This is a genomic window from Actinoplanes sp. NPDC051513 (assembly GCF_044454685.1).
Lineage (GTDB): Bacteria > Actinomycetota > Actinomycetes > Mycobacteriales > Micromonosporaceae > Actinoplanes.
Map to the genome: position 1 here is coordinate 98,245 of NZ_JBITDW010000018.1, position 14,674 is coordinate 112,918.

Here is a 14,674-nt window from a genome sequence, read left to right on the forward strand (position 1 = left end):
TTCGCCGACCCATCCCTAGGAGGCGCCATGTCCGCACTCGCCGTCGCACACCCCCGGCGGGTACATCTGCGGCCCGTACCCGATCTGCCGCCCGAGCCCCCGGTGACCGTGACCATCAGCATCGCGGGGGGAGCGGCCCCCGGTCGCGACCGTGTCCTCGCCGCCCTGCGTGACCTCGTCGAGGTGGCCTCCGCCGACGTGTCGGTCGAGGTCGAGGGCGGGATCCGGCTCGACCCGCGGGCACGCACGGCGCTGCGGGACGACGATCGGCTCGACCTGAGCCGGCTCGAGTTCGACTTGCTGCTGTTCCTGGCCCGGCACCCGCGGCAGGTGTTCAGCCGCAGTCAGCTGCTGGCGCAGGTGTGGGGGCACACCCACACCACGAACCGGACCGTGGATGTGCACGTGAGCCGGTTGCGCACCAAGCTCGACGATCCGGACGTGGTGACGACGGTTTACGGGCTGGGCTACCGGCTCGCGGACGAGGCCGCGGTGACGGTGGTCTGATGACGGGTAAGACGGTTGCGGTGGTGGGTGGCGGCGCCGCCGGCGTGCTGGCCACCCGGGAGCTGCTGCGATGTAGCGACGACCGGGTCGTGCTGATCGAGCCGGACGCGCCGGGCGGGGGGCTGGCCTACGGGTCGGCCCGCCCCTGGCACCTGCTGAACTCGCGGGCGGGGGCGATGAGCGCCGATCCCGCCGATCCTTCGGACTTCGCTCGGTGGGCGGAGTGCTCGCCGGCGTCGTTCCAGCCCCGTGCCACGTACGGGCGGTACCTCTCGGACGTGTTCGCGCGGACCGCTCTCTCCTACGGTGACCGGCTCGAGGTCGTGCAGGACCGTGCGGTGCGGCTCGGCCCGCCTTCCTCCGGCCCGCCTTCCTCCGGCCCTCTTTCCTGCGGCACTCTCTCCTCCGGCACTCTTCGCCGGATTTATACCGAAAAATCGGGACAGATAGCGGCGGACGAGGTCGTCGTGGCCACCGGCAACCCGGCGGCGGCCCAGCCCTTCCCCCTGCGCGACCACCCCGACTACATCGCCGACCCGTGGCGGCCAGGGGTGCTGGAGTCCATTCCGTCCGACGTCCCGGTCCTGCTGGTCGGCGCCGGCCTCACCGCGGTCGATGTGGTGCTGACCTTGACCGCCGACGGCAACCGGGACGCGCCCGTCACCGCCGTGAGCCGCCGCGGCCAGCTGCCCTTGAGTCACATCTCCGAGGTTCCCCCCGCGATCGATCTGCGCCTGGCGGAGTGCCGCAACCTCCGCGATCTGGTCCGTGCCGTGCGGGTGGCCGCCGCGGGCGCCGAGGACTGGCGGGCCGTGGTGGACGGCCTGCGCCCCAGCATCGACCGCATCTGGACGTCGTTGACCGAGGCCGAGCAGGAGACCTTCCTCCGCCATCTGGCCCGCCCCTGGGAGTGTCATCGGCACCGCATGGCGCCCTCGGTGGGCGCCCGCGTCGATGCGCTGCGCGATGAGGGCCGCTTCGAGGTCCGCGCGGGTGGCATCCGCTCGGTGACCGCACCGCCGGCCGGCGGCGTGCTGGTCGAGCTTGAGGCCGGCGTCCAGTGGTTCGGCGCCGTGGTCAACTGCGCCGGTCCCGGCCGCCTGCCCGCCTCGGCCGGCGCGTTCGTGAACAGCCTGCTGAACGACGGCCACGCCCGGATCGGCCCGCACGGCCTGGGCCTGGACATCGACGTGCAGGGTCGCATCGCCGACAACCTCTGGCTGATCGGCCCGCTGCGGCGGGGCCGGAGCTGGGAGACCACCGCGGTGCCGGAGATTCGCTCCCAAGCCCGCGCATTGATCGACAGACATAAATAAAGCATCCCGGTTCGGTCATATGGTCGCGGTATGACGTGGCCGTTTTTGCAGGTCAGTGCTGTTTTGATGATCGTCGTCGCAACAATGTTCCATCTTGTGTGCATATTGAGAACTCTCGATACTGCGGGGGCACGGTACGCCACCGGCGTACCACCCACCCCCCTGGGAGGACCAAAGTGCTCACCCGGAAGCTGCGCCGACCGATCGTCGGCCTGGCCGCCTGCATGCTCGTCGGCTCCGCGTTCGTCGCGTCACCCGCGGCGGCGGCTCCCTCGGCCGGCGACGCCTCGTTCGCGCCCTCCGCCCTCGCCTCCAAGATCGACGCCCAGTTCGGCAGCGCGACCGCCGGCTCGTACGTCGACGCCGCCGGCAAGGTCGTCGTCAACGTCACCGACGCCGCCACGGCGCGTTCCGTGACCGCCGCCGGGGCCACCCCCCGCTTCGTCGCGCGCAGCGGGGCCGAGCTCGCCGCCGCCGACAACAGCCTGAAGGCGACGCTCAAGACCCCCGGCACCGCTTTCGCCGTCGACCCGATCAGCAACCAGGTCGTGGTCAGCGTGGACAGCACCATCACCGGCGCGAAGCTGGCCGCCGTCCAGGCGATCGTCGCCAAGCTCGGCGACAAGGCCAGCATCGAGTCCATCCCCGGCACGCTGAGCGTCGAGATCTCCGGCGGCGACGCCATCTACGCCGGCGGCAGCCGGTGCTCGCTCGGCTTCAACGTGCGCAGCAGTTCGGGCACGAACTACTTCCTGACCGCGGGCCACTGCACGAACATCGGGTCCACCTGGACCAACGGCTCCACGACGCTGGGCACCCGCGCGGGCACCAGCTTCCCGGGCAACGACTACGGCATCGTGCGCTACACCAACACGACGATCACCAAGTCGGGCGCGGTCGGCTCCCAGGACATCACGTCGGCCGGCACCCCGGCCGTCAACTCGACGGTCACCCGTCGCGGCTCCACCACCGGCATCCACTCCGGCCGCGTGACTGCCCTCAACAGCACGGTCAACTACTCCCAGGGCTCGGTCTCCGGCCTCATCCGCACCACCGTCTGCGCCGAGCCCGGCGACAGCGGCGGCTCCCTGTACTCCGGCACGACGGCCCTGGGCCTGACCTCCGGCGGCAGCGGCAACTGCTCCTCCGGCGGCGTGACCTACTTCCAGCCGGTCACCGAGCCCCTGAGCGTGTACGGCGTCTCGGTGTTCTGATCCGCTTTCCTCCTGGAAACGGCCTCGCCTCCGGCGGGGCCGTTTTCCGTGTGACCCCTGTGTGACGCCGTTCGCCTTACGCTGTCGTGGATGAGAGTCCTGGTGGTCGAGGATCACATCCGGCTCGCCGACTCGGTGGCCCGGGTGCTGCGGCGCGAGGGCATGGCCGTCGACGTCGCGTACGACGGGACCGCGGCCGTCGATCTCACCACCGAGACCGACTACGACGTGGTCGTCCTCGACCGCGACCTGCCCGGCATCCCCGGCGACGAGGTCTGCCGCCGGCTGATGCGCGAGCCGCTGCGCACCCGGGTGCTGATGCTGACCGCGGCCGCCGCCGTCGCCGACCGGGTGGAGGGCCTCACCCTCGGCGCCGACGACTACCTGCCGAAGCCGTTCGCCTACCCCGAGCTGGTGGCCCGCATCCGCGCGCTCGGCCGCCGGTCCCAGCCCGCCGCGCCGCCCGTCCTCACGCACGGCGACCTGACTCTCGACCCGGCCCGGCGGGTCGCCGGCCGGGCCGGCTCGCCGCTCCCGCTCAACCCGAAGGAGCTGGCCGTCCTCGAATACCTGCTCACCGCGGCCGGCCGGGTCGTCTCGGCCGAGGAGCTGCTGGAACGGGTGTGGGACGCGGCCGCCGACCCGTTCACCACGACGGTGAAGGCCACCGTGAACCGCCTGCGGGCGAAGCTCGGCGACCCGCCGGTCATCGAGACCGTTCCCCGCGCCGGCTACCGGATCTCGTAATGGGCCTGACCGTCCGGCTGCGGCTCACCCTGCTCTACGGCGCGCTCAGCCTGCTCGCCGGCGCCGGCGTGCTGGCCATCACGTATCTGCTGATCGCGAACAGCGTCCCGAACATTTACTCGCGCCAGGTCGGCGGCCCGCCCGGCGGGCCCGATCTCGCCGGCGTGTCCCGGGACGAGGCCGCCCAGCAGCGCGAGACGGTCCTGCATCTGCTGCTCAAACAGTCCGTCTACGCGCTCGCCATCATGGCGGTCGTCGCGGCGCTGCTCGGCTGGCTGGTGGCCGGCCGGGTGCTGCGGCCGCTGCGCACCATGACGGCCGGCATCCAGAGCATCTCGGCCCGCAACCTGCACGAGCGGCTGGCCATCGCCGGGCCGCGCGACGAGCTCAAGGATCTCGCGGACACCGTCGACGGGCTGCTCGGCCGGCTGGAGGCGGCCCTCGACTCGCATCGGCGGTTCGTCGCCAACGCCGCCCACGAGCTACGCACGCCCCTGACGCTCGAACACGCCCTGCTGGAGGAGGCTGTGCTCGACCCGGACGCGACGGCGGAGTCGTTCCGGGCGCAGTACAAGGAGCTGATGGTCGTCAGCGAGCAGCAGGCCCGGCTCCTCGACTCGCTGCTGGTCCTGGCCACCAGCGAGCGTGGCCTCGACCGGCGGGAGAGCGTCGACCTGGCCGCGCTGACCGGCGACGTGCTGCGGGCCTTCTCGCCGGACGTCGTGATCGAGGCCGACCTGCATCCGGCCTGGGCCACCGGCGATTCCGTCCTGATCGGGCGGCTGGTGGCCAACCTGGTCGACAATGCGATCGCCTACAACGTCCCGGGCGGGCGGGTGGAGGTCGCGACCGGCGATTCCCGGCTGTCGGTGACCAACACCGGGCCGCCGGTGCCGCCCGAGATGGTGGAGCGGCTGCTCGCCCCGTTCCAGCGGCTTTCGCGGACGGCCGGCGAGGACGGCCATCACGGCCTCGGCCTGTCCATCGTGCAGGCGATCACGGCTTCGCACTCGGCGGAATTGACCGTGCGGGCAAATCCCGGCGGCGGCCTTTCGGTGACGGTGCTGTTTGTGCCCGTCGTGTGACCGGCCTGCGCGTAGAACGTAATGCATGAATACCAGGGCATTAATTTTCTCCGGATTCCTTCTCGTTTCCCTGACCGCCGGATGCGGGCGGGTCGGCGGTTCGAAATCCGACGAGCCGGACGGCTTCCAGCAGGCGCTGGCCTACGCCCAGTGCATTCGGGCGAATGGTGTGCCGAACTTTCCCGACCCCCTGAAGGAGGGCGGCGGCGTCAAGGTCCAGGGCGGGGAATACCTGGCCTCGCCGGAGGGGAGGAAGGCGGCGGAGGCCTGTCGCGACAAGGATCCGCAGGGCGACGACGACACCGACGGCGGCACGGTCGACGCCGCGAAGCTCGCGGCCTGGATGAAATGCATGCGCGCGAAGCTGCCGAAGTTCCCCGACGCCCAGACCAATGGCGGCACCATCACCATCCTTTTGCAGGGCACCGGTCTCAAGAGCGATTCCGCGGAATTCGAGAATGCCCGGCGGTCCTGCGAACCCCAATTCCCGGGCGGCAATCTGAAAATCGTGGGCGCGCAATGACCCGGCGTCGACGCTTGTTGTTCGTGCTGCCGGCCGTGGCGATCGCCGCGGCCGCCGTGACCGCCTCCACCGGGCTGCTCGGCCGTCGCGCCGCGAGCCCGGCGAGCGGAGCGCTAACCGGGCCACCGGCCACCGCGACGGTCGAGCGGCGGACCCTGACCCGCACCACCACGGCCGGCGGCAACCTCGGCTACGGCGAGTCTGCCGCGGTCCTGGCGGCCGGCGGCCGGGGCATGGTCACCTGGCTGCCGCGCGTGGGCGACGTCCTCGAACGCGGCGACACCGTGTACCGCGTCGACCAGCAACGGGTTCCGCTCCTGTACGGGTCCATCCCGCTCTACCGCGCGCTGTCGGTCGGCGTCGAGGGCGCCGACGTGCGGCAGCTCGAGCGCAACCTCAGCGCCCTCGGCTACGCCGGGTTCACGGTCGACGACAAGTACACGCCGGCGACCGCGTACGCGGTGAAGCGATGGCAGAAACATCTCGGCCGGATCCGGACCGGAGCGGTACGGCCAGGCGACGCCGTGGTGTCATCGGGGGCACGTCGCGTCGCCCAGCTCACCGGCGAGCCGGGCGCCGCCGCCTCCGGAGCGCTGCTGCGGTGGACCGGCACCGACCGGATCGTCACGGTCTCGCTGGACATCGGCTACGCCGACCTGGTGCGGCCGGGCGCCGCCGCGACCGTCGAGCTTCCCGGCGGGGACCGGGCGGCGGCCCGGGTCACCGCCATCGGCACGCCGGCCACGACCAAGGAGGGCGGCGCGACCCTGCCGGTCGAGCTGACCGTCACCGACCGGCGCAAACTCGGCCGCTACGAGGTGGCCCGGGTCAGCGTCGACCTCGCCGCCGAGACCCGCCAGAACGTGCTCGCCGTGCCGATCACCGCCCTGGTGGCCCGGCCCGGTGGCGGCTACGCGGTGGTCGTGGGCACCGGCTACGTGCCCGTGAAGACCGGCCTGTTCTCGGACAGCTACGTCGAAGTCGCGGGCGACGGCGTCGTCGAGGGCCTGAGCGTGGGGGTGCCGCGATGACACCGATCGTGCACCTGGCCGGAGTGTCCAAGCGGTACGGCACGGTGACGGCCCTGCTCGACGCGGACCTGCTGATCGAGCGGGGCGAGCTGCTCGCGATCGTCGGCCCTTCCGGCTCCGGCAAGTCCACCCTGCTCAACATCATGGGCACGCTGGACCGGCCGACCTCCGGGACCCTGCGTGTCGACGGCTACGACATCGGCTCGCTGCGTGACCGGGAGCTGTCCGCGCTGCGGGCCCGGACGATCGGCTTCGTGTTCCAGCAGTTTCACCTTGCTCCGGGCGTACGCGTCATCGACATCGTGGCGGACGGCCTGCTCTATCGCGGAATGTCGCGCCGAAGCCGCCGCGAGGTGGCTTCGGAGGTGCTGGCGCGGGTCGGCCTCGGCCACCGGATGACCCACCTGCCGCACCAGCTCTCCGGCGGTGAGCAGCAGCGGGTGGCGATCGCACGCGCGGTGCTCGGGAATCCGCCGCTGCTGATGGCCGACGAGCCGACCGGCAACCTCGACTCGCACTCCGGGGCGGTGGTCATGGATCTGCTGGGTTCGCTGCACGCCGCCGGGACGACGGTCGTGGTCATCACGCACGACCGGGACATCGCCGCCTCGCTGCCGCGCGAGGTGCGCCTCAAGGACGGCCGCATCGAGCACGAGGTCGCGCGATGACCGCGGCGCGGCTCGTGCCGAGCCGTCTCGGGCCGGCGGACGTGCTCCGCGTGGGCGGCTTCGGCCTGCGTTCGCGTCCGCTGCGGGCGTTCCTGTCGGCGCTGGGCATCGCCATCGGCATCGCCGCGATGGTCGGCGTGGTGGGTATCTCGGCATCGTCCGCCCACGAGCTCGACCGGCGGCTCAGCGCCTACGGCACCAACCTTCTGACCGTGACGCCCGGCCAGTCGCTGCCCGGCGAGAGCGTGCATCTCCCGGACACCGCGATCACGATGATCGGCGCAATGCCCGGCGTCGACACGGTTTCCGCGCTCGGCCGCACCGACGCCCACGTCTATCGCAACGACCACATCCCCGTCGAGCAGACCGGCGGCATCTCCGTCTACGCGGCCCGGGTGGACCTGCCGGCCGTCGTCGGCGCGCGGGTGACCGCCGGCGCCTGGCTCACCGAGGCGACCGCCCGCTACCCCGCCGTCGTGCTCGGCTGGACCGCCGCGAAACAGTTGGCTGTCTTCCGGGCCGGCCCCGACGAGCTGGTCTGGCTCGGCGGCCGCTGGTTCACCGTGGTCGGCATTCTCGCCGCCGACGAGCTGATCGCCGACCTCGATTACGGCGCCTTCGTCGGCTGGCCGGCGGCCCAGGGGGAGCTGAGCTTCGACGGCCACCCCACCACCATCTACACCCGGGCGTCGGAAGACTCGGTGCTGGCGGTGCAGCCGTTGCTGGGCGCCACCGCCAACCCCGAGAACCCCGGCGACGTCAACGTCTCCCGCCCGTCGGATGTGCTCTCGGTGAAGCAGGCAGCCCGCGAGACCCTCCAGGCCCTGCTGCTCGGCCTGGGCGCGGTGGCGCTGCTGGTCGGCGGCGTAGGCGTGGCCAACACCATGGTCATCTCGGTGCTGGAACGCCGCGCGGAGATCGGCCTGCGCCGCTCGCTGGGCGCCACCCGGGCCCAGATCCGTACCCAGTTCCTGGCTGAGGCTTTGCTGCTCGCCCTGCTGGGCGGAGCCGGCGGCGTGGTTCTGGGCATCGGCATAACCGCGGCTTTCGCGACATATCAGGCGTGGACGACGGTGGTCCCCGCCTGGGCGATGGTGGGCGGCCTCGTCGCCACCGTCCTCATCGGTGGGCTGGCCGGCTTCTATCCGGCCATGCGGGCCGCCCACATGTCTCCCACGGAGGCCCTCGCGCGTTCGTCGTAGCCCGTGTCCCGTCGACGGGACACGGGCCGTCTCACTCGATCAGGATTTCGGTCCATCGTGGACCGCGATCGACCTGGCACCCAGAATGGGGCGATGACGACAGTCGATTCGGGGCGGAAGGTCGGACGCGGGGAACTGGCGCCGGGGTGTCCCGCGCACGAGGGCGACGACGGCGTCTGGCGGATTCAGGATTACGCCACGGCGCGGGAGTTCCTGCGGCACGCGGACACCCGGCAGGCCGGGTTCGGGATCGAAGGGGTCAAGCGGTTCGCCAAGGGAATGCGGCTCGCGGTGCTCTATCGAGATGGGCCCGAGCACCGCGAGCACCGGCGGCAGACCGCCAAGTACTTCACGCCCAAGCGGGTCGACGCCGCCTATCGCGACCTGATGCGCCGGCTCGCCGACGAGCAGTGTGCGGTGCTGCGCAAGCGGGGGCGGGCCGATCTCTCCGAGCTGTCCTTTCAGCTCGCGGTGGCGGTCGCGGGTGAGGTCGTGGGGCTCACCGAGAGCCGCGGGAGCATGGCGAAACGGCTCCAGCGGTTCTTCAACCTGGTGCCCGATGGGGACGCACGGGGGCCGCGGGCGCTGTGGCACGGGGCGCACCAGCTGTTCACCATGGCGGCGTTCTACTGGCGGGACGTGCGGCCGGCGGTCGCGGTCCGCAAGAAAGCGCGGCGGGACGACCTGATCTCGCATCTGATCGACGAGGGGTGCACCGCGCGGGAGATCCTGGGCGAATGCGTCACGTTCGCGGCGGCCGGGATGGTCACCACGCGGGAGTTCATCTCGGTGGCGGCGTGGCATCTGTTCGGCGATGACGAGCTGCGGGCGCGCTATCTCGCGGGGGACGAGGAGGAGCGGGTCCTGGTGCTGCACGAGATCCTGCGCCTCGAGCCGGTGGTCGCCGATCTGCTGCGGTGGACCACTGCGGACGTACGCGTCAAAGGCGTGACCATCCCCTCGGGCGTCCTCGTGGATGTCGGTGTCGCGGCGGCGAATGCCGACGCCGGGGCGGTCGGCGATGAACCGGAGCGGGTGTGCCCGGGGCGTCGGCTGGCGGACGGGGTGGGTGACATGGGTCTGTCGTTCGGCGACGGCGCGCACCGCTGCCCGGGGGCCTACATCGCGATCCAGGAGACCGACATCTTCCTCACCACGCTTTTTTCCATTCCCGGGGTACGCATGGTGCGCGAGCCCGAAGTGCGGATCCGGCCCGAGATCGCGGCCTACGAGCTGGTTGGGCTGGTTGTCGAGGCGCCGGCCTAGCGTCAGGGGTGGGGGATCTCGCCGGCCTTCTCGCGTTCCTCGCCGCGGCGGCGGAGCATGCGCAGGCCGGGGATGCCGGCGATGGCCAGGTGCAGGTCTTCCGTCACCTCGAGGAGCTTGTGCAGGTCGGGGCCGACCTGGTCGAGCTTGCCGAGCAGCGGCATCACGTCGTTCACCAGGTGGTCGCGCAGCTGGGGCAGCGTGTCGACCATGCGGATCGCGGCGGTGACCTCGGCGGGCGACAGCTCGTCGACGAAACGGGCCGCGAGCGGAGCTCCCTTGCGCAGCGTCGAGGCGTACGCGTCAAGAAGTTCTGTGGCATCGCCCGCCGCCGACTCTGCCTGCCGGACCACCGCGGTGGCGTCGGCGGTGATGCCGCCGGCCGAGACGATCACGCCCTCGGCGGCCTGGCTGAGCGCCGACGCCTGGGTGATCACGCCGGCGGCCGCGTCCGTGATGCCGGCGGCCTCACCGACGATCGCCGACGCGGCGTGCGTGATGCCGCCCGCCTGCCCGACCACCGCCGACGCGGCCTCGGTGATGCCGGTGGCCTGCGCGACGACCGCGGTGGCGGCCGCCGTGATCGCCTGGGCGTCCGTCACCACCCCCTCGGCGTCGGTGACGATCGTGTTGACGCGGCGGATGAGGGTCTCGGCCTCGTCGGCGAGCACGGTGATGCGGCTGACCAGCAGCTCGGTCTGGCCGAGCACGCCCAGCACCCGGAGGGGAATGGTGACAGCGGTGGCGGCGGTCTCCACCACCTGCCCGATCGCGGTACGGGCGAGGTCGGTGAGCGGTGACACCAACGGGATGCGCATGCCACCATCATGCGCCCCCGCGACACGCCGGGCGATCGATCACGCCGGGTGATCGTGGCTGTTCCGTCGATCGAAAGTCTCTGTCAACTTCTTATGCACCCGGGGCGGAACGCGCGTCGGTGGCGTAAGCACGGCACTATGGCCCGGTGCGTACTCGAACGTGGATCTTGGCTGTGGCGGCTGTGGGGATCCTGGGGGGTGGCGGATTGGTCGGCGTGGGCATGACGCGCGGCGACGCCGGCGGCGTGCTGCCCCTGGCCGGGACGTTCACCACGAAGGCGTCACCGACCCCGATCGGGCCTACCCCCGAGGAATTGGCTGCTCAGGAACGTGCCAAGCGGGCGAAGAACCTGGACGCGGCGCTGAAGAAGTACGCCGCCACGGTGCCCGAGTTCTCGGTGGCGGTGCTCGACAACAAGACCGGCCGGCGGTACTCCTATCGCGGCGCCGAGAAGTACGAGACCGCGAGCGTCGTGAAGGTGCAGGTGCTGGCCTGTCTGCTGCTCACCGCGCAGGACAAGGGCCGTGACCTCACGTCGACCGAGCTCGCCCTGGCCAAACGCATGATTACCCTGAGTGACAACGACGCGACCACCTCGCTGTTCTCGAAGCTGGGCAAGGCCACCGCGATCACCAGGTGCAACAAACGCCTCGGCCTCACCCGGACCACCGTCAACAGCGCCTGGGGCCTGACCAGGACCACGGTCGACGACCAGGTGAAGCTGCTCGCCGAGCTGGTCGACGCCAAGGGCCCACTCGACGAGGACTCCCGCGACCTGGCACACCGGCTGATGAGCTCGGTCGACGAGGCACAGGACTGGGGCGTCCCGGCCGCGGCCAGAACCGGCGAGGACTTCACGGTCAAGAACGGCTGGCTGCCGCGCTCCACCGAGAGCAACCGCTGGATCATCAACTCGGTCGGCCGCATCACCAGCGACGGAACGGACGTCTCGATCGCCGTGCTCTCCCACGGGCACACGTCGATGTCCGGCGGCATCACAGTGGTGGAGAAGGCCGCCAAGCTGACGCGGCAGTACCTTAAATATTGATCACGAGGACAACGATTTCGGCGCCGGGTACGTCTTACCTGGTGTGGTTCAGCGACGGAAGGTCATCATCGGCGCGGCGGGTGCGGCCGCCGGGCTCGCGGCCGCGGGTTTCGCAGTGGCGGGCCGAGCGCACGGCGCTAAGGCGGCCCCCGATCCCGTGGCGGGAAGCTGGCATTCGGCGGCCGTGCCGTCCGCCGAACCGATCCAGCTGACGGTCAGCCCGGCGGCGGACGCGGACGACGTGTCGCCGGCCGAGCCGGTCGTCGTCTCGCTGGCGGGCGGCAACCTGCAGTCGGTCAAGGTCGCCTCCGGGGGCACGACCGTCGGCGGCGAGGTGCAATCCGACGGGACCTGGCGGTCCACCGGCACGCTCGCTTACGGCAAGACGTACAAGGTGACCGCGTCGATCGTCGACAGCACGGGCGCCGCCGTCGAGAAGACGTCCAGCTTCACCACGGTCAAGCCGAAGGCAGTCGCCGGGATCACGTTCCAGGCCAACGGGATGGGGTCGCTCAAGACCGGCGGCACGTACGGGGTGGGCCAGCCGGTCATCGTGGCCTTCAGCAGGGCTGTCAAGAACAAGGCAGCCGCCGAGAAGGCGATCACCGTCGAGACGACCCCCTCGGTGCCGGGCAAGTTCTTCTGGGTGAACAACACGATCGTGCACTGGCGCCCGTCGAAGTACTGGGCGAAGGGCACGACCGTCAAGGTGAGCGTCGACGCGCTCGGCGTTCACCTCGGCAACGGCACGTACGGCAAGACCAACGCGAAGACGCACTTCACCATCGGCCGCGCGCTGGTGGCGATCAGCGACAACAACACGCACCGCACCCGCGTCTACGTGGACGGCAAGATGGTGCGCGACATGGCGTGCAGCAACGGCAAGGGCGGCTACACCACGATCTCGGACGGCAAGCAGATTCACTTCTGGACGCAGAGCGGCCCGCACGTGGTGCTGTCCAAGGAACGCCGGCACACCATGAGCTCGGCCAGCTACGGCCTGACCGACCCGACCAACCCGAATTACTACGACCCCGAGGTGGTCGAGTACTGCACCCGGATCAGCTACTCGGGCGAGTTCCTGCACGCGGCGCCGTGGAACCACTCGCTGGGGCGGGCGAACATCTCCCACGGGTGCGTCAACCTGAGCAACGCTGACGCGCAGTGGGTCTACGAGAGCTTCCTCGTCGGGGACGTCGTCGAGGTCCGGCACACCCCGAAGGGCCTGCCGGTCGGGGACGGCCTCGGCGACTGGACGGTCTCCTACGACAAGTACGGGACCTGATCGACGCTCGGTCAGGCCTCGGAGGGCGAGGCGTCGGAGTGGGAGGCGTCGGAATGTGAGGCCCCGGCGGGGGAGGCGGCGGCGCGGGCCTCGCGGCGCTTGGTGATCCACGAGACCGTCTGGTTGACCAGGAGGATGAGGATCACGGCGGCCACCACGCCCTCCCAGGGGCGGGGGAAGATCGAGCCGCCGGCGACGCCGATGCCGGCGTAGACGGTGGCCCACAGGGCGCATGCGGGCAGGTTGGCGATGATGAAGGTGCGCCACGACAGGCCCACGAAGGCGGCGGCCAGCAGGACGGGCACGCGGCCGCCGGGAATCAGGCGGGAGACCAGCAGGACGGGGACCTGGGACTTCTCCAGGCGCACCTTGACGGCGGCCAGGTGTTCCTCGTCGCGTAGCCAGCGCAGGCGGCGGGCCAGCTGCTCGCCGCCGAGGCGGCACATGCCGTACATGACCAGGTCGCCGCAGTAGGCGCCGGCGGCGCCGAAGGCGATCACCAGGACGATGGTGACCGGGTGGTGCTCGTGGAAGGCCAGGGCGGCGGCGCCGCTCACCGCGGCGCCGGTCGGGACGATGGGGATGATGGCGCCGAACGCGACCACGCCGAACAGCCAGAACAGGGCGCCCAGGTAGGCCATCACGGGGCGCGCTCCACGGTCAGCGACTCGCCCTGGGCGAGGACGCGCACGCGGGTGTCGGGGGCGGCGCGGGACGCCAGCTCGGCGAAGCGGGGGCCGGGCTCGCGGAACATGTGCAGGCGGAGGCGGGCCATGCCGATCGGCCACAGCGTGCCGTAGTGGACCGGCACGGCCCAGGCGGCCTTGACCCGGCGCAGGGCCTCGGCGGCGTCGGCCGCGTCGAGGTGGTGGTGCGGGCCCAGGGTCGGGCCCCAGCCGCCGACGGGGACGAGGGCCAGGTCGAGGGGGCCGATCTGGCTCATTTCGTCGAAGAGGCCGGTGTCGCCGGCGTACCAGGTGCGGGCCGCGCCCTCGACGACGAAGCCGATCGCGAGCGCCTGCGAGCGCGACCAGGGGCCGCGGCCGCCGTCGTGTGCCGCGGGGACGGCGCGGACGCGGACCGCGCCGATCGTGGTCTCTTCGCCGGGGGCCAGCTCGACGCAGCGGGACGCGTAGGACGGGCCCATCGTCTTGGCGACGAATGCGGCGGCGCCGCGCGGGACGACCAGGACGGGGCTGCCGGGCACGAGGCGGAGCGACGCCAGGTGGAAGTGGTCGGCGTGCAAGTGGGAGAGGAGCACGGCATCGGGCGGGCCGGGCAGCGCCGGGGTGGGGCCGGTCATGCGCCGCAGGTGGGCCACCCGATCGGTGAGAACCGGGTCGGTGAGCAGGGTGACATCTGAGTCGGCCAGCCACACGGTGCTGTGGCCCCACCAGGTCACCGACGTCGCGCTCACGCGTTCACGGTACAGAGCCGTTTCAGCGCGCGGCCGCACAGGCGGGCGTACGCGTGCTGGAAGACGATCGCGAACGGGCCGCCCAGGCGCATCAGGAGGCCGGCGGGACGGCTGTACGCGGTCACCGTGAACCACACCCGGTCGTGGGGCTCGAGCGTGACGACGAAGGCCTCCTCGCCCGCGGCGGGATGACCGTGCAATGTCCCGTACGCAAAACCGCTCTTTTGTCCTGATTTTTCGGTCCATATCACCTCGCAGGGCGCATGCAGTGGCCCGAAGCCGACGGTGACATGTGCCCCGGGAACCGCGACAGGAGCGGTGACGGCGACCGACGCGCCGGTCGCCCGATGCATGGCAAAGGAGAGCACCGCCTCCGCGGCGCGCAGGTAAAGATCCTCCCCGGACCCCAGGAAAACCCGGTACGAGAGATGCCGGAACCCGGGCGGCCGCAGGCCGGTCCGCGTGCCACCCACGGGGGAGTAGGTCAATTCATTCACCCCTTCATGATTCCCGAGTCGCCGCCGGGCCGTCCCTCCGGCACACTGA

Annotated in this window: 16 protein-coding genes; 12 read left to right on the forward strand and 4 right to left on the reverse strand. The window is 71.3% G+C overall.

The window, feature by feature from the left end; translation table 11 throughout:
• Positions 1–27 precede the first annotated feature (27 nt).
• The 10 genes from ACIA5D_RS37895 to ACIA5D_RS37940 all read left to right on the forward strand — a co-directional run bounded on the left by ACIA5D_RS37895 (position 28) and on the right by ACIA5D_RS37940 (position 9,559).
• Positions 28–507 carry a winged helix-turn-helix domain-containing protein gene (locus ACIA5D_RS37895; protein WP_396035304.1) on the forward strand — a complete coding sequence of 160 codons (480 nt, stop codon included), beginning with the start codon at positions 28–30 and terminating at the stop codon, positions 505–507.
• A complete protein-coding gene (locus ACIA5D_RS37900) occupies positions 507–1,823 on the forward strand; it encodes an FAD/NAD(P)-binding protein (RefSeq protein ID WP_396035305.1) in 1,317 nt (438 codons plus the stop codon). Before ACIA5D_RS37895 ends, ACIA5D_RS37900 begins: the two co-directional genes overlap by 1 nt.
• Positions 1,824–1,999: 176 nt before the next feature.
• A complete protein-coding gene (locus tag ACIA5D_RS37905; RefSeq protein WP_396035306.1) occupies positions 2,000–3,037 on the forward strand; it encodes an alpha-lytic protease prodomain-containing protein in 1,038 nt (345 codons plus the stop codon).
• A 90-nt stretch (positions 3,038–3,127) separates the two neighbouring features.
• Positions 3,128–3,784 carry a response regulator transcription factor gene (locus ACIA5D_RS37910; RefSeq protein ID WP_396035307.1) on the forward strand — a complete coding sequence of 219 codons (657 nt, stop codon included), beginning with the start codon at positions 3,128–3,130 and terminating at the stop codon, positions 3,782–3,784.
• A complete protein-coding gene (locus ACIA5D_RS37915) occupies positions 3,784–4,869 on the forward strand; it encodes a sensor histidine kinase (RefSeq protein ID WP_396035308.1) in 1,086 nt (361 codons plus the stop codon). Before ACIA5D_RS37910 ends, ACIA5D_RS37915 begins: the two co-directional genes overlap by 1 nt.
• Before the next feature lie 25 nt (positions 4,870–4,894).
• Positions 4,895–5,392, forward strand: a complete 498-nt coding sequence (locus ACIA5D_RS37920; RefSeq protein ID WP_396035309.1) for a hypothetical protein — start codon at positions 4,895–4,897, stop codon at positions 5,390–5,392.
• Positions 5,389–6,423, forward strand: a complete 1,035-nt coding sequence (locus tag ACIA5D_RS37925; protein ID WP_396035310.1) for a peptidoglycan-binding protein — start codon at positions 5,389–5,391, stop codon at positions 6,421–6,423. Before ACIA5D_RS37920 ends, ACIA5D_RS37925 begins: the two co-directional genes overlap by 4 nt.
• A gap of 5 nt (positions 6,424–6,428) precedes the next feature.
• Complete coding sequence (locus ACIA5D_RS37930) at positions 6,429–7,091, forward strand: ABC transporter ATP-binding protein (RefSeq protein ID WP_396035358.1); 663 nt, start codon at positions 6,429–6,431, stop codon at positions 7,089–7,091.
• Entirely contained in the window at positions 7,088–8,293 is a 1,206-nt protein-coding gene (locus tag ACIA5D_RS37935) for an ABC transporter permease (protein ID WP_396035311.1), read from the forward strand. The genes ACIA5D_RS37930 and ACIA5D_RS37935 overlap by 4 nt, the downstream gene beginning before the upstream one ends.
• Positions 8,294–8,386: 93 nt before the next feature.
• Positions 8,387–9,559 carry a cytochrome P450 gene (locus ACIA5D_RS37940; RefSeq protein ID WP_396035312.1) on the forward strand — a complete coding sequence of 391 codons (1,173 nt, stop codon included), beginning with the start codon at positions 8,387–8,389 and terminating at the stop codon, positions 9,557–9,559.
• Between the two features lie 2 nt (positions 9,560–9,561).
• Here the strand turns inward: ACIA5D_RS37940 and ACIA5D_RS37945 are convergent, their stop codons facing one another.
• Complete coding sequence (locus ACIA5D_RS37945) at positions 9,562–10,377, reverse strand: hypothetical protein (RefSeq protein WP_396035313.1); 816 nt, start codon at positions 10,375–10,377, stop codon at positions 9,562–9,564.
• Between the two features lie 221 nt (positions 10,378–10,598).
• On the opposite strand from ACIA5D_RS37945, the gene ACIA5D_RS37950 reads away from it, so the two are divergent.
• Positions 10,599–11,426 (forward strand): serine hydrolase, encoded by an 828-nt coding sequence (locus ACIA5D_RS37950; RefSeq protein ID WP_396035359.1) that lies wholly within the window; start codon positions 10,599–10,601, stop codon positions 11,424–11,426.
• A 43-nt stretch (positions 11,427–11,469) separates the two neighbouring features.
• Positions 11,470–12,711 carry an Ig-like domain-containing protein gene (locus ACIA5D_RS37955; RefSeq protein ID WP_396035314.1) on the forward strand — a complete coding sequence of 414 codons (1,242 nt, stop codon included), beginning with the start codon at positions 11,470–11,472 and terminating at the stop codon, positions 12,709–12,711.
• Between the two features lie 11 nt (positions 12,712–12,722).
• On the opposite strand, the gene ACIA5D_RS37960 is transcribed toward ACIA5D_RS37955, so the two are convergent.
• From ACIA5D_RS37960 to ACIA5D_RS37970, 3 genes are read right to left on the reverse strand one after another with little or no spacing between them, the layout of a single operon-like run.
• A complete protein-coding gene (locus ACIA5D_RS37960) occupies positions 12,723–13,352 on the reverse strand; it encodes a DedA family protein (RefSeq protein WP_396035360.1) in 630 nt (209 codons plus the stop codon).
• Positions 13,352–14,128: an MBL fold metallo-hydrolase gene (locus tag ACIA5D_RS37965; protein ID WP_396035315.1), complete on the reverse strand. Its 777-nt coding sequence runs from the start codon at positions 14,126–14,128 to the stop codon at positions 13,352–13,354. Before ACIA5D_RS37965 ends, ACIA5D_RS37960 begins: the two co-directional genes overlap by 1 nt.
• Positions 14,125–14,625: a DUF1990 family protein gene (locus ACIA5D_RS37970; protein WP_396035316.1), complete on the reverse strand. Its 501-nt coding sequence runs from the start codon at positions 14,623–14,625 to the stop codon at positions 14,125–14,127. The genes ACIA5D_RS37965 and ACIA5D_RS37970 overlap by 4 nt, the downstream gene beginning before the upstream one ends.
• Between the last annotated feature and the right edge of the window lie 49 nt (positions 14,626–14,674).